The sequence below is a fragment of the Arundinibacter roseus genome, from assembly GCF_004348825.1.
Taxonomy (GTDB): Bacteria; Bacteroidota; Bacteroidia; order Cytophagales; family Spirosomataceae; genus Arundinibacter; species Arundinibacter roseus.
This window is the reverse complement of sequence record NZ_SMJU01000002.1, coordinates 356,034-377,209: the sequence shown is the minus strand read 5'-3', so window position 1 is coordinate 377,209 and position 21,176 is coordinate 356,034. Positions and strand designations below refer to the sequence as shown.

The 21,176-nt window shown below is 47.6% G+C and carries 18 protein-coding genes and 1 riboswitch; of the genes, 13 read left to right on the top strand and 5 right to left on the bottom strand.

Annotated elements, in window-relative coordinates; all coding sequences use genetic code 11:
- Nucleotides 1-19 precede the first annotated feature (19 nt).
- From EZE20_RS04140 to EZE20_RS04130, 3 genes are read left to right on the top strand one after another with little or no spacing between them, the layout of a single operon-like run.
- The gene (locus EZE20_RS04140) at nucleotides 20-2,575 is read left to right on the top strand and encodes a DUF7133 domain-containing protein (protein WP_132114782.1); all 2,556 of its coding nucleotides are present in this window, start codon (nucleotides 20-22) and stop codon (nucleotides 2,573-2,575) included.
- Between the two features lie 6 nt (nucleotides 2,576-2,581).
- Complete coding sequence (locus EZE20_RS04135; protein ID WP_228713520.1) at nucleotides 2,582-3,688, top strand: sugar phosphate isomerase/epimerase family protein; 1,107 nt, start codon at nucleotides 2,582-2,584, stop codon at nucleotides 3,686-3,688.
- A 48-nt stretch (nucleotides 3,689-3,736) separates the two neighbouring features.
- On the top strand, nucleotides 3,737-4,519 hold the full coding sequence (locus EZE20_RS04130) for an SDR family NAD(P)-dependent oxidoreductase (RefSeq protein WP_132114780.1): 783 nt from the start codon (nucleotides 3,737-3,739) through the stop codon (nucleotides 4,517-4,519).
- A gap of 174 nt (nucleotides 4,520-4,693) precedes the next feature.
- Here the strand turns inward: EZE20_RS04130 and EZE20_RS04125 are convergent, their stop codons facing one another.
- Entirely contained in the window at nucleotides 4,694-5,971 is a 1,278-nt protein-coding gene (locus EZE20_RS04125; RefSeq protein ID WP_132114778.1) for a PQQ-dependent sugar dehydrogenase, read from the bottom strand.
- A 212-nt stretch (nucleotides 5,972-6,183) separates the two neighbouring features.
- On the opposite strand from EZE20_RS04125, the gene EZE20_RS04120 reads away from it, so the two are divergent.
- The 5 genes from EZE20_RS04120 (at nucleotide 6,184) to gloA2 (ending at nucleotide 11,806) form a co-directional block, all read left to right on the top strand.
- On the top strand, nucleotides 6,184-6,582 hold the full coding sequence (locus tag EZE20_RS04120; RefSeq protein ID WP_132114776.1) for a hypothetical protein: 399 nt from the start codon (nucleotides 6,184-6,186) through the stop codon (nucleotides 6,580-6,582).
- Nucleotides 6,583-6,651: 69 nt separating this feature from the next.
- On the top strand, nucleotides 6,652-7,899 hold the full coding sequence (locus tag EZE20_RS04115) for an aminotransferase class V-fold PLP-dependent enzyme (RefSeq protein WP_165933402.1): 1,248 nt from the start codon (nucleotides 6,652-6,654) through the stop codon (nucleotides 7,897-7,899).
- A 119-nt stretch (nucleotides 7,900-8,018) separates the two neighbouring features.
- Nucleotides 8,019-9,557: a M20/M25/M40 family metallo-hydrolase gene (locus EZE20_RS04110; protein ID WP_132114772.1), complete on the top strand. Its 1,539-nt coding sequence runs from the start codon at nucleotides 8,019-8,021 to the stop codon at nucleotides 9,555-9,557.
- 200 nt (nucleotides 9,558-9,757) lie between these two features.
- Nucleotides 9,758-11,392 carry a ribulokinase gene (locus EZE20_RS04105; protein ID WP_132114770.1) on the top strand — a complete coding sequence of 545 codons (1,635 nt, stop codon included), beginning with the start codon at nucleotides 9,758-9,760 and terminating at the stop codon, nucleotides 11,390-11,392.
- 18 nt (nucleotides 11,393-11,410) lie between these two features.
- Nucleotides 11,411-11,806, top strand: a complete 396-nt coding sequence (gloA2, locus tag EZE20_RS04100) for an SMU1112c/YaeR family gloxylase I-like metalloprotein (protein WP_132114768.1) — start codon at nucleotides 11,411-11,413, stop codon at nucleotides 11,804-11,806.
- A gap of 168 nt (nucleotides 11,807-11,974) precedes the next feature.
- Here gloA2 and EZE20_RS04095 read toward each other — a convergent pair whose 3' ends face one another.
- The 3 genes from EZE20_RS04095 to EZE20_RS04085 are packed head-to-tail and all read right to left on the bottom strand — an operon-like array spanning nucleotide 11,975 to nucleotide 13,951.
- Complete coding sequence (locus EZE20_RS04095; RefSeq protein WP_132114766.1) at nucleotides 11,975-12,253, bottom strand: hypothetical protein; 279 nt, start codon at nucleotides 12,251-12,253, stop codon at nucleotides 11,975-11,977.
- On the bottom strand, nucleotides 12,250-12,498 hold the full coding sequence (locus EZE20_RS04090) for a hypothetical protein (RefSeq protein ID WP_132114764.1): 249 nt from the start codon (nucleotides 12,496-12,498) through the stop codon (nucleotides 12,250-12,252). Before EZE20_RS04090 ends, EZE20_RS04095 begins: the two co-directional genes overlap by 4 nt.
- A gap of 16 nt (nucleotides 12,499-12,514) precedes the next feature.
- Nucleotides 12,515-13,951 carry an NADP-dependent isocitrate dehydrogenase gene (locus tag EZE20_RS04085; RefSeq protein WP_132114762.1) on the bottom strand — a complete coding sequence of 479 codons (1,437 nt, stop codon included), beginning with the start codon at nucleotides 13,949-13,951 and terminating at the stop codon, nucleotides 12,515-12,517.
- A 95-nt stretch (nucleotides 13,952-14,046) separates the two neighbouring features.
- On the opposite strand from EZE20_RS04085, the gene EZE20_RS04080 reads away from it, so the two are divergent.
- The 3 genes from EZE20_RS04080 (at nucleotide 14,047) to EZE20_RS04070 (ending at nucleotide 18,188) form a co-directional block, all read left to right on the top strand.
- Nucleotides 14,047-14,970 (top strand): LysR family transcriptional regulator, encoded by a 924-nt coding sequence (locus EZE20_RS04080; RefSeq protein ID WP_132114760.1) that lies wholly within the window; start codon nucleotides 14,047-14,049, stop codon nucleotides 14,968-14,970.
- 169 nt (nucleotides 14,971-15,139) lie between these two features.
- On the top strand, nucleotides 15,140-15,586 hold the full coding sequence (locus EZE20_RS04075) for a hypothetical protein (RefSeq protein ID WP_132114758.1): 447 nt from the start codon (nucleotides 15,140-15,142) through the stop codon (nucleotides 15,584-15,586).
- A gap of 46 nt (nucleotides 15,587-15,632) precedes the next feature.
- Complete coding sequence (locus EZE20_RS04070; RefSeq protein WP_132114756.1) at nucleotides 15,633-18,188, top strand: cation-translocating P-type ATPase; 2,556 nt, start codon at nucleotides 15,633-15,635, stop codon at nucleotides 18,186-18,188.
- Here EZE20_RS04070 and EZE20_RS04065 read toward each other — a convergent pair.
- Nucleotides 18,127-19,398, bottom strand: coding sequence for an alkaline phosphatase family protein (locus EZE20_RS04065; protein WP_132114754.1), 1,272 nt, complete (start codon nucleotides 19,396-19,398; stop codon nucleotides 18,127-18,129). The genes EZE20_RS04070 and EZE20_RS04065 overlap by 62 nt on opposite strands.
- 182 nt (nucleotides 19,399-19,580) lie before the next feature.
- Between EZE20_RS04065 and EZE20_RS04060 the strand changes: the two genes are divergently transcribed.
- Nucleotides 19,581-20,018, top strand: coding sequence for a response regulator (locus EZE20_RS04060; protein WP_132114752.1), 438 nt, complete (start codon nucleotides 19,581-19,583; stop codon nucleotides 20,016-20,018).
- A gap of 172 nt (nucleotides 20,019-20,190) precedes the next feature.
- Nucleotides 20,191-20,283: riboswitch (TPP riboswitch) on the top strand.
- Between the two features lie 86 nt (nucleotides 20,284-20,369).
- Nucleotides 20,370-21,173, top strand: coding sequence for a hydroxyethylthiazole kinase (thiM, locus tag EZE20_RS04055; RefSeq protein WP_132114750.1), 804 nt, complete (start codon nucleotides 20,370-20,372; stop codon nucleotides 21,171-21,173).
- Nucleotides 21,174-21,176: the final 3 nt, after the last annotated feature.

Here is a 21,176-nt window from a genome sequence, read left to right as displayed (position 1 = left end):
TGTGTAAAATCTTTGTTTCATGCTCAAAAATCTCTATTTGCTGGGACTCTACTGCGCCGGAATGTTCGTTCCGGTGCAGGTGGGTGCACCGGGAAGTGAAGGCAGCTCTCCCCCAAAAACGCCAGAGGAAGAACTTGCCACGTTTCGCCTGCCGCCGGGGCTGAAAATTCAACTCGTTGCCGCCGAACCGCTCGTTCAGGATCCGGTAGTAATGACATTTGACCCGGACGGTCGGTTGTGGGTAGTGGAAATGCGGGGATTTATGCCAACAATTGACGGCGAAGGAGAAGATCAGCCGTCGGGCAGGATTTCGGTGCTGGAAGATACCGACGGAGACGGGACAATGGACAAAAGCACGATTTACCTCGACAGCCTGCTCATGCCCCGCGCGCTGGCGCTCGTGCCGGGCGGAGCACTTGTTGCTGAAAATCAGTCGCTTTGGCTAACGCAGGATACCAATGGAGATCTTAAAGCAGATTCCAAAACCTTGCTGGATGCCGACTATGCCGGAAGTCCCCTCCCCGAACATTCGGGAAATGGACTTTGGCGCGGAATGGATAACTACTATTATAATGTAAAATCAAGGTTCAGATATCGCCTCACCAACGGCAAATGGCTGCGCGACAGCACGGAGTTCAGGGGACAGTGGGGCGTCAGTCACGACGACGAAGGGCATTTATTTTATAATTACAACTGGTCGCAGCTACATGCTGACCTCGTTCCACCTAACGCTCTGACTCGAAATCAGCACCACGCGCCAACGTCCGGAATTGACCACGGCCTCACGATTGACCGTCGGGTGTACCCCATCCGGCCCAATCCGGCGGTGAATCGGGGCTACATTCCCGGCACGCTGGACGCCGAAGGAAAGCTGCTGGAATTTACCGCAGCCTGTTCACCCCTGGTGTATCGGGAAAAAACATTACCCACTGACTATCAGGGAAATGCTTTTGTTTGTGAACCGGCCGGTAATTTGATCAAACGAAATGTCGTTCAAAAAAAAGGGTTTTTACTTGAAGCTTTCGACCCGACACCGGGCACGGAATTTCTCGCTTCTACCGACGAACGTTTCCGACCGGTTCACCTCGCCACCGGGCCCGACGGAGCGCTCTATATCGCCGATATGTACCGAGGATTAATTCAACACGGAGCGTACGTTACACCCTACCTTCGGGAACAAACGCTGTCTCGCGGATTGGTTTTGCCCGTTCATTTGGGTCGAATCTGGCGGATCGTTCCTGAAAATTGGCAACCTGCAAAACCCCAGAAACTCTCTGCTGCGTCCTCTTCTGAACTCGTTACCCAACTTTCCAATTCAAATGGCTGGCACCGCGACATAGCTCAACGCCTGCTGGTAGAGCGAAACGACCCAACTTCCGTAGCCAATCTGCGACAACTTGCCTTAAATGGCACCGCTCCGTTCGGCCGCTTTCATGCCCTTTGGACGCTGGATGGGATGAAAAAAGGAACTGCTGAACTATATCTTGCTGCTTTATCTGACCCTCATCCTTTGGTCCAATCGACGGCATTGCGGCTGTTGGATCCCTGGGCAAAGAAGGACGAATGGACCCGCAAAGCGTTGGAAATGAAGCTAAAAACCCTGGCATCCGATCCGTCTCCTGAGTTGAGTTTACAGCTTGCGCTGTCGGTTGGGGCGGTTTCGACCGCTGTGAGTTTTCCGATTTTTGAAAAATTATTGGCTATTCATGGAGAAGCTCCGCTGATGCGGGATGCCGTTTTAAGTAGCCTCCAAAACCAGGAATACTCCTTTTTACGCTTTCTGACAGCGAGCCCAACATGGCAGGAATACAGTCAGCCCAAAGAGATTTTTCTCGAAATGTTGACTACGGCCATTTATAAAAAACGCAATGCCACCGAGTTAAACGCTTTACTTACCACTATCAATCAGGAGAAAGCGGCCTTTGGCTGGCACCAAAAAACAATACTTACGGCACTTGCCATACAGGCAAACAGCGGCAAGCCCGGCGTGGTTGCTCTGCCCAAAGCTCCTGTCCTCTTTTTACAACCCAAAAATGGCCCCGATCCCGGCCGGGTTACTGCGCTTAAGGGGCTGTTTAGCTGGCCGGGACACAAGCCCTCGCGTACGGTAGTGGCACAAACTGCTCATCCACTGAATGACGAAGACCGTAAACAATTTACTCTGGGCCGTCAGCAGTACCTGACCACCTGCGCCGGTTGCCACGGCACCGACGGAGCCGGACTCAATCGTTTTGCTCCACCTTTGGTTGGCTCCGAATGGGTTTTGGGGGATGAAAAACGACTCTCGTTAATCCTGCTCCATGGCATGGAAGGGCCCGTAGACGTGCTGGGCAAAAAATATGACGCTCCGGAAATTCTGCCGGTGATGCCGTCGCACTCCACAATGGACGACGGGGCACTGACGGCCATTCTGACTTACATTCGTAATGAGTGGGGAAATGCCGCCGGGCCGGTAAACAAGCGGGTTGTAGGTACTACACGGCATACTTCGCAGGGCCGGGTAGTTCCCTGGACGGCTCATGAGTTGAATCAGCACATTGAAAAAACCAAAACTCCACAAGGCAACCAAAAATAATCCCTTATGCCGCAGTTCCCATTTTCAACATCTTCTGAGGAAGAAAATACCGCGCTGAGTCGCCGGAGCTTTATACAACACTCCGCTTGGGGAGCGCTTGCGTTGACGCTTCCAAAGCCTAGCAGCCTGTTTCAATCGTCTCAGATGGGCATAGTGGTTCACTCCTACGCTTCCCGCTGGAACTCCAAAACTCCGAGTTCAACATTTCCCGGCTTTACCAATGCGCTGGATCTTATGCAACATTGTCATCAGATTGGGGCGGGCGGGATTCAGGTCGTGGTGCGGGATTGGGGCGATGAATTTTCAAAAAAAGTGCGGTCGCAACGGGAAAAATGGGACATGTATCTGGAAGGTTCAATTTCTTTGCCGCGTACTGCCGAGGACGTTAGTCGCTTTGAACAGGACGTTAAAAATGCCAAAGAAGCCGGAGCGCAGGTTCTGCGGACAGTATGCATGAACGGACGAAGGTATGAATCGCTCAAAACGGCACAGGAATTTCAGGAGTTTAAGAAAAACGCCATTCAATCGCTGCAATGGGCTGAACCCGTGGTGCGGAAGCACAAAGTAAAATTGGCCGTTGAAAACCACAAAGACTGGCGCGCCACCGAATTAGCTGCCACAATGCGACAACTCGATAGCCCGTGGGTAGGTGTAACGCTCGACTTCGGAAATAGCATTGCCCTTTTGGAAAAACCCATGGAGGTGGTTCAAACGTTACTGCCTTTCCTGATGTCAACGCACGTGAAAGATATGGGTGTTCAGGAATACGACGATGGATTTTTGCTGTCAGAAGTACCTTTGGGTGAAGGCATTTTGGATTTACCCGCCATTGTGGCCCTGTGTCAGAAACAGAATCCGACGGTGACTTTTAACCTCGAAATGATTACCCGTGACCCGCTCAAAATCCCCTGTTTGCAGCCGGAGTACTGGGCCACGATGGCGGAGGTTTCGGGTGCAGAGGCAGCAGCTATCATTCGGATGATTCGGGAGAAAAAGTCAAAAACTGACCTTCCGGTACTTTCTGATAAAACAGTTGAAGAACGTTTGAATATTGAGGAAAAAAACATTCTGGAATCGCTGAATTTTAGCCGAAAAACTCTAAAATTAACTTAATTAATTTTCAATTTCTTTGTACAAAAAACACATTTTCACAAAACACGAATGACTTCTTTACCCGGAATAAAACAATTTGATCTGACTGGAAAAACGGCAATTATCACCGGCGGTTCCAAAGGTCTGGGGCTGGCAATGGCCGCCGGATTGGCCTCGGCAGGTGCTAACCTGATGCTCGTAAACCGCAATGCCGAAGAAGGCGCTCAGGCCGCGGAAACCCTTCGGGCCGAATATCCTGCCTGCACAATCAACTCCTTCGCAGCCGATGTTACGAGCGTGGAACAAACGGAGGCAATGGCTCGAAAAACGCTTGAATTATTTGGCACGATTGATATTCTTATCAATAGTGCTGGCATCAACATCAGAGGCGCAATTGATGAGGTTACACCGGAAGATTTTTCAAAAGTCATGGAGGTCAACGTGAATGGAACATGGCTGTGCTGCCGGGCGGTAACTCCTGCCATGAAAAAACAGGGAGCCGGAAAAATCATTAACCTGGCAAGTACGCTTGGCATGGTGGGGCTGGCAAACCGCACACCTTATACGTCGAGCAAAGGTGCCGTGGTACAAATGACCCGCGCGCTGGCGCTGGAACTTGCTCCCTTTGCAATTAATGTAAATGCCATTTGTCCGGGTCCTTTTCTGACCGAAATGAACCTGCCGATTGCACATACCGAGGAAGCCAAATCCTTCATTGTGGGAGCCACGGCGCTGGCCCGTTGGGGTGAGTTGCAGGAAATTCAGGGCCTGGCCATTTTTCTGGCAAGCGATGCAGCGAGCTACATGGTAGGGTCGATTATTCCGGTAGATGGTGGCTGGACTGCCCGCTGAAAAGTGACTGATTAAATTAATTACCTAAGCCTCAGCATGGCGACCTGTTTGTAGATGTGTTGCCGTAAAAAACGCATGAGCTCCGTTAGGAGCGGCCCATTTTCAGTACCTATGGGCCGCTGCTGACGGAGCTAAAAGCAACCAAATCAGTTTTTAGGGATCAATACATGCTTCTCATTTTTTGGCATACGCAATTCTGAAAATAGTCCCGTTCAAATCGTCCGAAACATAGAGAGAACCATCGGGTCCCTGGGCCAGTCCACACGGACGGTGCTGCACCGGGCCGCTGGGTTTGGCAAGATCGATTCCGGCAAAATTATCCGCAAAAACCTCATACGGACCCGCTGGTTTTCCATTCTTAAATGGAATAAAAGCAACGAAATAGCCTTTTTTCATGTCGGAATTTTGTCCGTGAAACGCAACAAAAGCACCGTCGCGGTATTTGGCTGGAAACATTTTACCCGTATAAAAAAGCAATCCGTTTGGCCCCAAATGCGCTGGAAAGGCCGCTACGGGATTCAGTGCTTTTTCACCTCCCGTTTTTTTGCCATCTCCTCCATACTCTGGTGAAAGGATTTTTTTCTTCTGAAAATGATCATAGTACACATACGGCCATCCTGCGTCAGCTCCTTCATGCAGCTCATACATCGTTTCAGAAGGTAATACCGCACTTTGCTGAGGCGTAAAAAAATCGGGGTAAAAATCATGGAACTGTCCGCGTCCGTGGTGCAGCACAAACAGAGAGTTGGTCTTCCGATTCCAGTCCAGGCCGACAGTATTTTTCAAACCCGTCGCAAAACGAAAACCATCTTTTTGAGTTTGATTTAGCTGATCGGCCTTAAAACGCCAAATTCCGCCCACGGTATCAAGCAACGGACACGGCATCATTCCTTTACCCGTTCCGGTTTCCCGGCAGGCTTCGTTAGACGAACCGATGTTCACATAGATATTTCCCTGATCGTCCAGGGCAATTGATTTGGAATTATCGCGGCCAGTATCTACCATTCCAGAAACCAGCCGTTCGGGCTTTTCAGAATCTATAACTTCCTCTTTTTCATTGAGTTTATAGCGAAAAATCTCACTATTGGACGAAGCGTACAAATACCCGTTTTTGATAAAAATCCCGGTTCCTTTGTAATCGCCAAAGCCCGTTTTGGCATCAGGCACACCGTCTCCGTTGGTATCCGACAACCTGTAAATCCCTTTACCGTCTTTGAGTTTTGAGAGCTTTACAAATAAATCACCGCCTTTGGAAACCACCATGTGTCGGGCGCCCGGCAGGTCTTCGGCTACGATTGTCGTCACAAAACCCGTGGGGACTTTGATGGCCGCAGCGATTTTGGGAGATTGGACGGACTCGGAAAAAGGTACAAGGCCGTCTGTAAATGCCAAAAGTGAACCCAATCCGGCCACCACCGCAGACAAGTACGCAGTACGTGCTATTTTTTGCATGAAAAAAGAGGATTAATTAAATGAAAACAACTTCTTCCAAAGCTCTTTTGTAAATTCTTTTACTTATTTATCACTACATATTCCCCAATTTGGTGGTACCGTTTCCCCTACGTTAAGCGTATAATTTTCAGGATTGAAAAGGTAAATAAATCAGGGGCATCGTGGTATCTTCACGGCTACATTCAGAGCGTAAACCTTCAAATCTTTCAACTATGCCGCTTCGCCACATTCCATTCACTTTTGCATACAAAGCGCTGATTGGTATCCTTATATTTACATTTTTATACCATATTTCAGCTCTCCTGGGGTTTGTGCCTATCACAATGGTGTGGGGCGGACAGCTGCAAACACGTGACCAACTCATTCAGTTTGAAAGCGTTGCTCTTGCCATAAACTTCCTATTTCTATCTTTAATTTTAATTAAAAAAAAGCGGGTTGACAAAAAGGCTTCTCACCCACTTATTACGCTTTTTCTTTGGCTATTTGTAGCCCTTTTTACATTAAATACCGTTGGCAACCTCCTGGCTTTGAATTCCCTGGAAACCATCATTTTCACTCCTCTCACCTTCCTGCTCGCCCTATTCACCGCTCGTCTTGCTCTGGAAAAATAAATGCCATAGTGCCCTTGTTGACGCTGCAAAATGCTAATTTGCCACATCATTTTGTTCAAAACACTTCGCATGAAATCACTTGATGTAGCCTTTGTCAAACAACAATTTCCCGTATTTCAAACCCCAACCGGCCAAACGCTGGGTTTTCTGGACAATGCCGGGGGGAGTTTCGTAGCCGGGGCGGTAATTGACCGCCTGACCGATTTTTACAGGAACTATAAAGTACAACCCTACGGCGCCAATCCGCTTTCCAGTCGGGCCGGAGAAGCCATGGATTTAGGCCGTCAAACGATGGCCGATTTGCTGAACGTCTCTCCTGATTTTATTACACTGGGAGCTTCTTCTACGCAATGCTTCAATACACTGGCGCAGGCCTGTGTGCCATTGGTGAAAAAAAATACCGAAGTTATTGTTACTGAGCAGGACCACGAATCGAACATCGGTGGCTGGGAACGCCTCTGTCAGCAGCAGGGCGCCACGCTGAAATTCTGGAAAGTTGACCCTGCTACCGGTGAGCTTGCGCTGGAAGATTTAGAAAAACTACTCAATCCGGCTACGGTTTTGGTGTGCGTCACGCACAGTTCCAACATCATTGGCACGATCAATCCGCTGGCCGAAATTGGGCAGCGCGTGCGGTCCGTTGGTGCTCGTTTTGTGGTAGATGGCGTTTCGTGTGCACCCCACAGCTGGCCAAATCTCGACGAACTTGACGTGGATGCGTACGTTTTCAGCACTTACAAAACCTACGGTACGCATCAGGGAGTGCTTGTAGTAAAGCCTGATTTTCTGGAACTTCTGGCGCCGCAATGCCATTTTTTCAATACCCCCTATCTCAACAAACGCCTGGACTCCGCTGGTCCCGACCATGCGGCTATCGCTGCGTTGGCCGGAATCGGGGACTATTTTCAGGCGCTTTATTCCCATCATTTTACGGATGAATCGCTGCCGCTGCATCAAAAAGCCCGGCTTGTGTCCGGACTCATGCATGCGCATGAAACCGCCCTTTGTGATCAACTTTTGCGGCAATTGAATACGCTACCCATACGGATCCTTGGGCGCTCTACGGTAGAAAACCGGGAGGCAAATATCTCACTGACAGCCGCCAAAGTACCGTCCAAAACTCTGGCTGATGGATTAGTTGCTTATGATATTGCCGCTAAAAACGGGCATTTTTACGCCTATCGACTGTTGCAGGCAATGGGCGTAAAAGACCTGACCGACGGCGTACTTCGCATCAGTCTTTCTCATTACAATACGTCGGAAGAAATGGATCGCTGTGCGGCAGGCCTACGGGAGTTGCTGAAAAATGAGTCGTAATTCAGAATTTATAAAAATCAACTGATTGGCAAATTCCGGTGAAAGAGTAAAACAAATCTATTTTTTACTAATTCTTCTCTTTGTTAGGCATATATTTAGCTACACAAACAACCAAACCCATGAAAAAACATTTGCTACTCGTCGGGTTTCTTCTGGCCGGGCACTTTTCAATTGCACAGGTAAAAAAGGAAATCATCGACAAAATCATTGCCGAAGCAACCAATAACTCGCAACTCGAACCGATTGCCCATGAACTGATGGACGGCATTGGCCCACGACTTGTGGGAAGTCCGCAGATGCAAAAGGCCCACGAATGGGCCGTGCAAAAATATGCCGGATGGGGCATTCAGGCACGCAACGAAAAATGGGGCGAATGGCGCGGCTGGGAACGCGGTATTACCCACATTGACCTGCTAACTCCCTGGGTACGATCGCTTTCGGGCACTCAACTGGCATGGAGCCCCGCCACACCAAAAGGTGGCGTGACGGCTGAGGTAATTATTCTGCCGGAGTTTGCCGATTCACTGGCGTTTCAAAAATGGCTTCCCTCGGCAAAAGGGAAATTGGTCATGATTTCGATGCTGCAACCAACCGGACGCCCCAATTACAACTGGGAGGAGTTTGCCACCAAAGAATCTTTTGAAAAAATTAAAAAAGAAAAAGAAGAACAAACGGAGGCCTGGAATGCGCGACTTGCCAAGACCGGCAAAGACCGCCGGAGTTTGCCAATTACTCTCGAAAATGCCGGAGCTGTGGGTATCGTAACTTCCTACTGGTCGCAGGGATTTGGAGCAAATAAAATTTTTAGCGCATACACCAAAAAAGTACCTACCATTGACCTGAGTCTGGAAGATTACGGATTGGTGTATCGGCTGGTGGAAAGTGGCAAGAAACCAACGCTTCGGCTGGAAGCGGAATCCAAAGAAAACGGGGTGGTACCTACTTATAATACGATTGCGGAAATGATGGGCGGCGAAAAATCTGATCAGTACGTGATGCTCTCGGCGCATTTTGACTCGTGGGATGGCGGTACTGGTGCTACCGACAACGGAACGGGGACGATTCTGATGATGGAGGTTATGCGGATTCTGAAAAAAGTTTACCCAAACCCCAAACGGACGATTTTGGTGGGACATTGGGGCAGTGAAGAACAAGGATTGAATGGGTCAAGCGGTTTTGTGGAAGACCACGCCAACATGCTGCCGAAGATTCAGGCGTTGTTTAATCAGGACAATGGCACGGGCCGTGTGGCCAATATTTCGGGACAGGGTTTTGTACATGCCTACGACTATTTGGGTCGGTGGTTTAGTCAGGTACCGGCAGAAATTACCAAAGACATTACGTTCACCTATCCCGGTAATCCGGGCGGCGGCGGGTCCGACTACGCCTCGTTTCTTGCGGCGGGCGTTCCGGCTTTTTCGCTGAGTTCACTTAGCTGGTCATATGGCAACTATACGTGGCACACCAATCTGGATACCTACGATAAGATTGTATTTGACGATGTACGCAGCAATGCCATTCTGACCGCAATTTTGGTGTATATGGCTTGTGAAGACGAAGACACGTCCAAAGAAGTTCGCATACCGGTAGGTCGCAACGGCGAGCCAACCACCTGGCCCGCGAAGCGCTCGCCTACCCGACGGGGCGGGTTGGAATAATTTTCGCTAATCAGCTCTATACTAGCTCCTGTTGAGGATTATTCCTGCAACAGGAGCTTTTTTTTAGTAAAGCCTTTTGGGAAATACCGTATAAAGTCTCTCATTTTTCCTTTTCTGGCAAAATGAATGTTTACTTCTTTTAATTCAAAATCAACCATTTCCTGACGCAAAGAACCTGCGCATTTTTTTGTAAAACCATCATGACACAAAATCAATATACCATTGGCGTCGATTTCGGCACAGATTCGGTTCGGGCACTAATTGTTAATACTTCAACCGGTGAAATAGCCGGAACTGCCGTTCATTCCTACGACCGCTGGAAAAAGGGGCTTTACTGCCATCCGGCTTCTTCGCAATTCAGGCAGCACCCGCTTGACTACCTGGAAGGACTCGAAGGGTGTATTCGGGCGGCGCTTGAAACCTGCCCGGACACGGTTCGCACCTCAATTGTCGGTATTTCGGTGGACACTACCGGCTCAACTCCCGGTGCGGTAGATAAAAATGGCACTCCGCTGGCCCTGCTTCCCGAATTTGCCGAAAACCCGAACGGCATGTTTATTCTGTGGAAAGACCATACGGCCAATGCGGAAGCGGACGAAATCAATGCGTTGGCTCATAGCTGGGAGATTGATTTTACCAAATTTGTCGGAGGCATTTACTCGTCTGAATGGTTTTGGGCAAAAATCCTGCATACGCTGCGAGTAGACGAAAGCATTCGGGAAAAAGCTTTTTCGTGGGTAGAGCACTGTGACTGGATTTCGGCAGTGCTTACGGGAAACACTAACCCGCTCACAATGAAACGCTCACGCTGTGCGGCAGGCCACAAAGCCATGTGGAACGAAACGTTTGACGGGCTACCTTCCGACGAATTTCTGACCACTCTTGACCCACTTCTGCACGGTTTGCGAAACCGGCTGTATCGCGAAACCTACACATCCGATGAAGGAATGGGAACGCTGTCGTCGGAATGGGCTCAAAAACTGGGGCTTTCGACTTCGGTTGTTGTGGGCGTTGGCGCTTTTGATGCCCACATGGGTGCTGTTGGGGCTGAGATTGAGCCGTATACTTTTGTACGTGTCATGGGAACCTCGACCTGCGATATGCTCATGGCACCAAATGAAGAAATCGGTCATTTACTCATCAAAGGTATCTGCGGACAAGTGGACGGCTCCATTGTGCCCGGCATGCTGGGCACCGAAGCGGGACAATCCGCCTACGGCGACTACTACGCCTGGTTTCAGCGCCTCATTACTGAACCTGTGCGGCAACTGCTGGGTCAGGAAGCGGCCGAGTTGCTGGCAGAAAAGCTGATTCCGTACTTGTCAGAAAAAGCCGCTGCCCTACCCGTAACCGAGAACGACCCCGTAGCCCTCGACTGGATCAACGGTCGTCGGACGCCTGATGCAAATCACGGGCTCAAAGCAGCTCTGATGGGACTCAACCTGGGAACGGATGCTGTGCTGATTTTCAAGACATTAGTTGAAGCAACCGCTTTTGGTTCACGGGCAATTGTCGATCGGTTTCTGAGCGAAGGTGTGCCCATTAAGCGGGTTATTGCCATTGGCGGCGTTGCCAAAAAATCTCCTTTTGTGATGCAAACCTTGTCTGACGTACTCAATATGCCTATTCAGGTAACAAGTTCAGATCAGGCGTGCGCGTTGGGAGCGGCTATGAATGCGGCCGTAGCGGCGGGTGCGCATGCCTCGCTGCCCGAGGCCCAAAAAGCGATGGGTTCCGGTTTTGATGCGAGCTACGAACCTCGTCCGGAAGTTGTAGAAATTTATAAAAAATTATATGTAAAATATCAGGCGCTGGGAGCTTTCGTAGAGCTCTGATTTTTAACAATTTATAAAATGCTTCATCTCAATAAGATTCACCACATCGCCATCATCTCGGCTGACTATGAACGCTCCAAGAAATTTTATACGGAGATTCTCGGTCTTACCGTCATACAGGAAATTTACCGATCTGAGCGTCAGTCATATAAGCTTGATTTGGCGCTGAACGGCAGCTATGTAATTGAGCTTTTCTCATTTCCTGACCCACCGGCACGTCCTTCCCGACCGGAAGCCGCCGGGCTGCGACATTTGGCTTTTGAAGTAGATGATGTTGCAGCCATTATAGATACGCTTCATGAACAAGGCATTGAGGCTGAGCCGATTCGGGTAGATGCACAGACCGGAAGAAAATTTACCTTCATTGCCGATCCCGACGATTTGCCCATTGAGTTTTATGAGAGGAACGTTTAATTTTTTGGTTTACTAGTAAGAAATTAAGAAAATTAAGTTTTTATCTTTTTACTGGTTAACCAGTTACTGCATAATTTCACCGAATAAATTTTGTCACTTCTAAAAACAAAACAGGTTGGAGTTAACAACTCCAACCTGTAAACATTCACACAACCTTTATTTGGCAGCCTAAGAAGTCAGAGTTATGGATATAACCCCATCTATTTTTAGTTTCATGTGCATGCTTTCTGCTTTATCCAGTAAAACTTTCAGTTCATTCTTGAACCGTATCAACTCTTCAATTCGCTGTTCCGAATGCACCGGGGTGTCAAGGTTCCGTTCGATGGCCGAAAGAATTTCCAGGTTATGGTAGTTGATTTTACTATGAATGAGGTCACACATAACGCGGGTCGCTTCGGCAGGAACAAACGTACCTTCGACCAATTTAAATTTTGGAAAATCTGTCATAATACATGTAGTTCAATGGTTCCCGTCAGGGCAATTTCAGCATGATTCTGAGCAACAAACTGCCTGACTTCAAATAGTTCTTTTTGCAACTCTTTAATCCGTTTTTCACGCATTTTAATGTCCTCCTCTACACTGGCAGCTGTAATCTTACTTTCCTGAAATTTTATTTTGACATGCACTAGCTGGGTGAGAAGTTCGATGGTTTCCCGAGATTCAAAATGACCGTCAATCAGATGTATTTTCATTGCTTTGTTGGTTTGGTTACTGTCCCTGACCCATTGAAAAGGCTTGTTTTCCGTCGAATTCGTACAGATTTTCGGTTTTAATCGTGTCAATATCCAGAGACTCGGCATTAGCCAGCAACATCACAATATCAGATTTGGAAAGTTGCTTCCCCGAGCCAGCCTTAAATCGGCAGCGCCAGTGATCGGTACAAAAGGTCTCCGAAAAGCCATCCGGCCAAACTTTGATTCCACGATTTGTGATCATGCTAAGTTCCAAAGCAGGCGTCCGGATTGCGGCCAGCTCTTGCGCCAGCAAATCAGGATCAGTACCTGACCAATGCACAAATACATCCACGCCCACCAATTCTTTATTTTTCGGCGCTTTGCGTTGGTAGCGCGGCAGCTGCAACGCTGAACTATTGGCATACGAAACTGATTTTAGCTGCGTGGGTTTTTCGCCCAAATTCGCAATTACTGCCTCAGCAAATTCACTCGTACTAACCTTTTGTTTACTAACTCCTTCTTTGTAAATATCGTAGGTATGAATTCCGTCCTCAATCGTTTTCAGCCAGGCATTTTGTACTTTTTCAGCGCAGGCAGTTTGTCCAAGATGGTTGAGCATCATAATTGCCCCCTGCAAAAGGCCCGAAGGATTGGCCATATTTTGTCCGGCCCGGCGTGGTGCTGATCCGTGAATCGCCTCAAACATTGCGCACTCTTCGCCAATATTGGCTGAGCCCGCCAAACCAACCGAACCGGCAATCTGTGCCGCTACGTCCGACAGCACATCGCCGTACAAATTAGGCATCACAAGCACATCAAACGCCTCGGGCGTATCGGCCATTTTGGCGGCTCCGATGTCGATAATCCAGTGCTCATTTTCCAGGTCCGGGTACTCCGCCGCTATCTCGTCAAATACCTGATGAAACAACCCGTCGGTCTGCTTCATGATATTATCTTTGGTAAAGCAGGTTACCTTTTTGCGCCCGTACTGACGGGCGTATTCAAAGGCGTAACGAACAATTTTTTCACAGCCCGGCCGACTAATCAGTTTCAGGCACTGCACCACTTCGTCCGTTTGCTGATGTTCAATTCCTGCGTACAAATCCTCCTCATTTTCACGAATAATGATCAAATCCATTTCCGGATGCTTGGTTTTTACATACGGATGCAGGCTCATGCAAGGCCGGACGTTGGCATAAAGTCCCAGAAATTTGCGGGTCGTTACATTCAGGCTTTTGTAGCCACCGCCTTGCGGAGTTGTAATTGGCGCTTTCAAAAAAACCTTATTCCTTCGGATGACGTCCCACGATTCTTTGGAGATTCCGGCCGTGTTTCCGGCCAGATATACCTTCTCTCCTACTTCAATTTCATCGATCTCAAACTGCGCGCCCGCAGCCCGAATAATTGCCAGTGTGGCATCCATAATTTCCGGCCCAATGCCATCTCCTTTTGCAACGGTAATTCGTGTCATAGTTTTTGGTTTTGACTGTTTTACTGATGCAAAATTGGCAAAGGGCCATCATAAATTTTTATTTATATTTGTAATATTTTATATAAATATTACTTATGAACTATACCCTTCATCAGTTACAGGTTTTTCTGAAAATTACCCAGACCCTTAGCATCACAAAAGCCGCAGAGGAGTTGCATTTGACGCAACCGGCGGTGTCGATTCAGTTAAAAAATTTTCAGGATCAATTTGAAATTCCGCTCACCGAGGTCGTGGGCAGGAAACTATATGTTACAGAATTTGGCAAGGAAATTTCGGCAGCTGCCGAGAACATTCTGAACGAAGTCTACGCCATCAATTATAAAACATTGGCGTTTAAAGGTCAGCTTTCAGGAAGACTCAAAATTTCATCCGTTTCAACGGGTAAGTACGTCATGCCCTATTTCTTAACCGACTTTCTACATCAGCATGAAGGGATAGAATTGATGTTAGATGTAACTAATAAAACCGGCGTATTAACAAGTCTGGAACGCAACGAAATAGATTTTGCCCTTGTATCAATTATTCCCGAACATTTGAAGGTAGAAAAAATTGAGCTCATGGAAAACAAATTATATGTAGTAGGAAATGCAGAACGGACTTTTGGCGAAAGTATGTACTCCAAAGAATTGCTCGACGAATTACCACTGATTTACCGGGAAGCGGGCTCAGGTACCCGTCAGGTGATGGAAAAATTTATTGATCAAAATCATCTTCCGGTACATAAAAAAATGGAGTTAACGTCCAATGAAACTGTAAAACAGGCAGTTATGGCTGGATTGGGCTATTCAATTATGCCATTAATTGGTTTAAAAAACGAACTTCGAAACGGTGATTTACACGTCATACCGGTCGAAGGATTTCCGATTCGTTCGCGCTGGAATTTGATTTGGTTAAAAAACAAAAACTTCTCGCCGGTAGCGCAGTCATTTCTTTCCTATATCCAAAAAAACAAAGCTGCCGTAATTGAAAAACATTTTAGCTGGACCGAACAATTCTAATTTGAATTTTGATTTGTTACACTTGAAAAAACGTCATTTTTTTTAGTAACTATCGTAAATTTAGTATTTTTAATAAAAATTCCCATTTGATAAATATTTCTTTGCGGGAATAAACATAAAATAGTACATTGACGATTCAATGTAGTGTAAAACTCTCCTAACCCTTATCATGAATCCACGTCAAAATGTATTTTTTTTAGCAGGCATTTTTACCCTCGCGATTGGCTCTGCATTTTATTTTTCCCGAAGGTATAGCCCGACGGATTTTCGCAATCCGGACCAGGTAATGAACTATTATTTTGCACAAATTCAGTCAGGAAAAATTGAAACCGCCTACGGTTTTTATTCCCGACCCTTGCGGGCCAAAATACCCAAACATCAATTCATTAAAACATGGAATAACCGCACAAAACGATACGGGTTGCTTGATCATTGGGAGGGCGCTACTTCCAATCCGACAATATTTTCCGGGATACCCAGGCAACAATTATCGTATTGCCTGTCTTTTGACGATAGCAGCATGCACAACATCGCCTACATGCTCATTTCGAGAGAATCAACTTTCAAAATTAATGCTGTAAGCCAACCTGATACAGATCAGCAGGGCGTTTGGTAGAAGAGTCGTTAATTCGGTGTACCTTAACGAAAAACATTCTGGCGACATGGAAGATCAGCTGGTGCAATTTTCGGGGCTTACCGATGAGCAGGTACTTGAATCACGAAAAAATAATGGTTCAAATGCCCTGGCCTTCAAACAGAAAAATAGCCTATGGCGAGCACTCAAAAGCTTGGCGCAAGAGCCTATGGTACTTCTCCTGCTGCTAACTTCCACATTGTATTTTATAAGTGGCAATACCGGAGATGGCATTTTTTTGGCATCAGCCATTGTTTTTGTAGCTACCATCTCCCTCTATCAGGATTCACGCAGCCGTACTGCCCTGGAAAAACTTGAAACCTTTACGCAGCCTCGCGCCAAAGTGATCCGAAACGGTCAAACAATACCGATGCCAGCCGACGAGCTGGTGCTGGGCGATTACCTGTTAGCCGAAGAGGGCACTTCTGTGCCTGCTGATGCACGGGTGGTACAAGCACATGACTGCACCATCAATGAGTCGATTCTGACGGGCGAGTCTTTGCCCGTTCCAAAAAACTCGGAAGCCAATACCAACGAAATATTTCGGGGAACTCAGGTAGTCAGCGGAATGGCAATTGCCATAATAACGGCCATTGGTGGACAAACCCGCCTGGGCCGCATTGGGAAAAGTCTGGATGAGATTCAGGAAGAGAAAACGCCACTGGAAGCGCAGATCAGCCAATTTGTGAAACGAATGATACTTTTTGGGGCCGCTGTTTTTCTGGTGGTCTGGGGCATTAACTACTTTCGCACCTACGAATTCCTGAACAGCCTTCTACAAGCGTTGACCTTGGCTATGAGCATTTTGCCGGAAGAAATTCCCGTTGCCTTTACTACGTTCATGGCCCTGGGAGCCTGGCGCCTGATGAAGATGGGCGTGGTGGTGAAGCAAATGAAAACGGTGGAAACGCTCGGGAGCGCAACGGTCATTTGTACGGATAAAACCGGAACAATCACCGAAAATAAAATGACACTGGCCCGGATATATGTCCACAAAACCGCCCACTTCATTGAGCCAGGAGAACTCGGTACTACCGAAGCGCAGGAGCTTTTGGCCCTTGCCATGTGGGCAAGTGAACCCCTCCCGTTTGACCCCATGGAAATTGCACTGCATGAAGCCTACGCACAACATGCCCCTCAGGATTTGCGAAACAATTACCATTTGGCGCATGAATACCCGCTGAGCGGAAAGCCTCCTTTCATGACGCACGTGTTCCGGCCTGCAAACGGGCCAGCGATTATTGCGGCAAAAGGCGCACCAGAGGCCCTGATGGCAGTGTCAAATCTTCCTGACTCAGAAAAAAACCAAATTGAACAAGCGCTGCATAGCCTGACAAGCGAAGGATTTCGGGTACTTGGTGTTGGAGAAGTTTCGCAGGAGCCAGCAGTTTTTCCCGAGTCTCAACAGGAGCTGACGTTTACTTTTGCCGGGCTGGTTGCTTTTTATGATCCACCCAAAAAGAATATATCAAACGTTTTTGAGCAATTTTATGCCGCCGGAATTGATGTAAAGATCGTGACCGGCGACAATGCCGCAACTACCGCCGCCATTGCCCGACAGGTAGGTTTTCGCGGAGCAGAACATGCACTCACAGGAGACGAATTAATGACTCTTTCGGAGGAAGAACTGCGTTCCCGCGTAGGGCCCACCAAGCTATTTACCCGAATGTTTCCGGAAGCCAAGCTCCGGATCATTCAGGCACTCAAAGCCAATCAGGAGATTGTAGCCATGACTGGCGACGGAGTCAACGACGGGCCTGCACTCAAAGCTGCTCATATCGGAATTGCGATGGGCAAAAAAGGAACGGAAATTGCAAAGCAAGCCGCCTCCCTGATCCTGATTGAAGACGATTTGGCCGATATGCTTCTTGCCATAGCCATGGGCCGTAAAATTTATACAAATCTTAAAAAAGCAATTCAGTACATTATTTCAATCCATATTCCCATTATACTTACAGTTTTTATACCGTTAGTTTTGGGCTGGATTTATCCGGCCATTTTTTCTCCGGCTCATATCATTTTTCTGGAACTCATCATGGGCCCCACTTGCTCCATTATCTATGAAAATGAACCCATGGAAAAGAATACGCTGCTGCAAAAACCCAGACCGCCGAGTCAGACTTTTTTTAATTATCAAGAGCTAACTACCAGCATTTTTCAGGGATTGTGTATTACAGCAGGAACGTTACTTATTTACCAGCTTGCGGTAGCGCAAAATATGGGCGAAACCCAAACCCGAACCATGGTTTTTGCTACGCTTATTGTGTCAAATATTACGCTCACACTGGTTAATCGCTCGTTTTTTTATTCGCTTCTGACCACCCTGCGATATAAAAATAATCTCGTGTGGTACATGATTTCACTCACGTTGTGCTTGTTGTTCCTCCTTATCTACACACCTCCTTTGGCAAAGTTTTTCAACTTTGCTCCGCTGACTGTTTCAAAAGTTGTCAGCTGTTTTGTGGTGGGGACGGCGTCAGTGCTTTGGTACGAGTTAGTCAAATTATATACTCGCAAAAAAACTACTTCTGATTCACAATCCAACGGTTCACCGAATTGTGCCTTCCTTGCAAAACGAGCTTAAAAAACTCCGTGGGTAAGCCCTCTACGGATAGTTGTGCTCCTTCGTCGGAAAGTTTTGCTTCACCCATGAACAGGTAGCGATCACTGCCGCCTTTCTCGAAATTATTAGTAGTTGTCAGCCAGATCTTCACCCCTTCGTTTGGGTCCGTGCTCATGGATTTCCAGCCAATATTGAGCGTTTTGCCTTCCAGTTTTGTGGTTGGCTTTATCAACGAAATTGGTCCGGTCAGGGGCACTCCGTCGAGTTCAAAGGCCTGTTCTTTGGGAATATGAAGCTGTAAGTGGCGCGTAAGCGTGGGCATAATGTCCACAATGCCAGGCAAAATGCCCGACGCAGCACTTTGGGTGAACAAGCGATTGAGGTTTGTGGCGTTGGTTACGAGCCAGGTAGAACGCTCCCGATCCGACTGCCCCCCGTGATTTTTTCCGGTATCCGCGCTTCGTCCGTGATCTGTGGTAATGAACAATTGCCAGTTTTCGCCGTACGTCTGCTGCCGCTCCTGAATCGCCGCCCAAATCTGCCCGACTTGCCTGTCCATTTGTCGGACAGCCTCGTAGAAAAACTCACTGTCGCCGTGGCGGTGGCCCATATCGTCCGTGAATTCCAGGTACACCCAACTCAAATCCGGGCTTTCCTGCCGGAGGTAGCGGGCGGCTTCGGCTGCGACGAGTTCGTCGATGTCCCGGATATAATGCGCTTGTTTATCGTGCGGAAAATGGAGCGTATCCAATTCAAATCCATCAAACGAATAGTCGAGTCGGAGCTGACCCGTTTGCGGCAGGCCCTCTCCGATCAGCTTGGTACGGTTATCTAACCATGTTGAAAAAACAGCAGTTTTCTTGTGCGGATATTGATTTTCGAAAAACCGAAAAATACTGTGGTATAAATAGTTAGGCGCCTTTATGTCATTTCCCCACACATTATGCTTGTTCACCCAGGTACCCGTTAGCAGACTGTTGTACCCAACGGCAGATATAGTTGGCGTTTGCGAATAGGCTCCCTTTTCGCCCCCTACGTAGGCTCGGCTGTATCCGCCAATTTTGGCAATTGCATCCAAATTGGGCGTAGCAATATTTTCCAGTACATCGGCAGAAATCCCGTCGACGATGATGAAAATCGCCTTTGGTTCTGCCGCAGATTGGGCCTGACTAGTGTAAGATGTAAGTCCAGAAGTAAGCAGTAGACAAAATAGAGCGAAAGAATAGTTCATAGATTTCAATGATTTCATGCAGGAACAGGGTATCAAACGTGCGAGTATACAACTACTAGCCTTTATCCCGATACTCTTTCCGGGAATTTCACAAAAAAATCACATCCCCGCCGACAAAAAAACGCTCTGTTTCCTCCAAAAAACTCTTACCTTACAAGAACCCCACTCTAACTAATTCTATCATGAATAAAACCGGGCCCATTGTCATTATTGAAGACGATCTTGATGATCAGGTTATTTTGGCAGAAATTTTCAAAGAATTAAATTATGAGAATAAACTGATTTTCTTTGGCGACAGCATATTGGCTTTGGAATATCTGACTACTACTGATATTGAACCGTTTCTCGTTCTCTCCGACATCAACATGCCAAAATTGAACGGAATGGAACTGCGGGAGAAGATTCACAACAACGAAGACCTTCGGATGAAATCCATCCCTTATCTTTTTTTTTCCACAAGCGCCGAACAAAAACACGTAATTGATGCCTATTCAAGGTCGATTCAAGGTTTTTTTATTAAGCCCAATAGCTACGAAAAGCTGAAAGAAATTATCGTAAAAATCGTGGAATACTGGCAGGAATGCGAATCGCCCAATTATATCAAAAATGTGCAGCAATAGATATAGGGCTGAAAAATGATTTGTGGAAAGGCAGGTTTCAAAACCCGTCCTTTTAGAGCATTGAATCTAAGCAACCTCTTTTTATCTCTGTGCATTTCTTTACCTCAATAGATAGTTAAATTTCACACCATCCAATACATCAATTTAGAATATTTATGTACATTTGAACTAAGAATGGCTTTGGGGGTGTCCGTTATGGACTGAGAGAATACCCTTTGAACCTGATACAGTTGACGCTGTCGTAGGGAAAAGCTTACTACTAACTCTTCTAGACTTAGTATCGGTACGTACCGTTCGCCTTCCAGCGTCCATTCTGTTTTTTTAGTTATCAAAAACAAAAAACGGTACTCCATGAAAAATTCCCCACAGGCTGCCCTTACCACTCTGCGTGCCACCCGCCCGCTCGTGCACAATATCACCAATTATGTAGTTATGAACTTTACGGCCAATGCGCTACTTGCGTTGGGTGCTTCGCCCGTGATGGCGCATGCAGCAGAGGAAGTTGACGAAATGGTGGCGTTGTCAGGAGCACTTGTCATTAACATTGGTACGCTCTCAACGCCCTGGGTTTCGGCCATGCAACAAGCCATGCAAACGGCGGCTCGGCTCGGAAAACCTATAATTCTGGATCCCGTAGGCGCCGGAGCCACCTCCTTCCGGAATCAGGTATTGGTGCAACTTCTCGCTCAGGCTACCCCGACGGTCATTCGGGGCAATGCGTCCGAAATCAGGGCTTTGGCCGGACTGACGGGCAGTACGAGAGGCGTAGACAGTACCGATTCGTCGCTGCAAAGTATAGAAGCCGCCCGCATTCTCCACGACCGCCACGGCTGCGTCGTCAGCGTCAGTGGCGCGGTAGACGTTGTTTTGGACGGAAAACAGGTAGCCCTCATCGAAAACGGGCATTCGGTTATGAGTCAGGTGACGGGCATGGGCTGTTCGGCTTCGTCCGTGGCGGCGGCTTTTTGTGCCGGAGGAGGCTCCATGTTTGAAGCTGCCGTGGCTGCCGCTACAACAATGGGCGTGTGTGGTGAAATGGCCGCAGAACGTTCCACTTTACCGGGAAGTTTTCAGATTCATTTTTTGGATGCTTTGGCCGAAATAAGCCCGGAACTATTGACAGAAAAGGCAAAAATCGCCTGGCAGGAAATTTGAGAT

Bases quoted from the DNA above. Each gene is read 5' to 3' on its own strand.
- EZE20_RS04140 (WP_132114782.1), top strand. From the start codon at position 20: ATGCTCAAAAATCTCTATTTGCTGGGACTCTACTGCGCCGGAATGTTC.
- EZE20_RS04135 (WP_228713520.1), top strand. From the start codon at position 2,582: ATGCCGCAGTTCCCATTTTCAACATCTTCTGAGGAAGAAAATACCGCG.
- EZE20_RS04130 (WP_132114780.1), top strand. From the start codon at position 3,737: ATGACTTCTTTACCCGGAATAAAACAATTTGATCTGACTGGAAAAACG.
- EZE20_RS04125 (WP_132114778.1), bottom strand. From the start codon at position 5,971: ATGCAAAAAATAGCACGTACTGCGTACTTGTCTGCGGTGGTGGCCGGA.
- EZE20_RS04120 (WP_132114776.1), top strand. From the start codon at position 6,184: ATGCCGCTTCGCCACATTCCATTCACTTTTGCATACAAAGCGCTGATT.
- EZE20_RS04115 (WP_165933402.1), top strand. From the start codon at position 6,652: ATGAAATCACTTGATGTAGCCTTTGTCAAACAACAATTTCCCGTATTT.
- EZE20_RS04110 (WP_132114772.1), top strand. From the start codon at position 8,019: ATGAAAAAACATTTGCTACTCGTCGGGTTTCTTCTGGCCGGGCACTTT.
- EZE20_RS04105 (WP_132114770.1), top strand. From the start codon at position 9,758: ATGACACAAAATCAATATACCATTGGCGTCGATTTCGGCACAGATTCG.
- gloA2 (WP_132114768.1), top strand. From the start codon at position 11,411: ATGCTTCATCTCAATAAGATTCACCACATCGCCATCATCTCGGCTGAC.
- EZE20_RS04095 (WP_132114766.1), bottom strand. From the start codon at position 12,253: ATGACAGATTTTCCAAAATTTAAATTGGTCGAAGGTACGTTTGTTCCT.
- EZE20_RS04090 (WP_132114764.1), bottom strand. From the start codon at position 12,498: ATGAAAATACATCTGATTGACGGTCATTTTGAATCTCGGGAAACCATC.
- EZE20_RS04085 (WP_132114762.1), bottom strand. From the start codon at position 13,951: ATGACACGAATTACCGTTGCAAAAGGAGATGGCATTGGGCCGGAAATT.
- EZE20_RS04080 (WP_132114760.1), top strand. From the start codon at position 14,047: ATGAACTATACCCTTCATCAGTTACAGGTTTTTCTGAAAATTACCCAG.
- EZE20_RS04075 (WP_132114758.1), top strand. From the start codon at position 15,140: ATGAATCCACGTCAAAATGTATTTTTTTTAGCAGGCATTTTTACCCTC.
- EZE20_RS04070 (WP_132114756.1), top strand. From the start codon at position 15,633: ATGGAAGATCAGCTGGTGCAATTTTCGGGGCTTACCGATGAGCAGGTA.
- EZE20_RS04065 (WP_132114754.1), bottom strand. From the start codon at position 19,398: ATGAACTATTCTTTCGCTCTATTTTGTCTACTGCTTACTTCTGGACTT.
- EZE20_RS04060 (WP_132114752.1), top strand. From the start codon at position 19,581: ATGAATAAAACCGGGCCCATTGTCATTATTGAAGACGATCTTGATGAT.
- thiM (WP_132114750.1), top strand. From the start codon at position 20,370: ATGAAAAATTCCCCACAGGCTGCCCTTACCACTCTGCGTGCCACCCGC.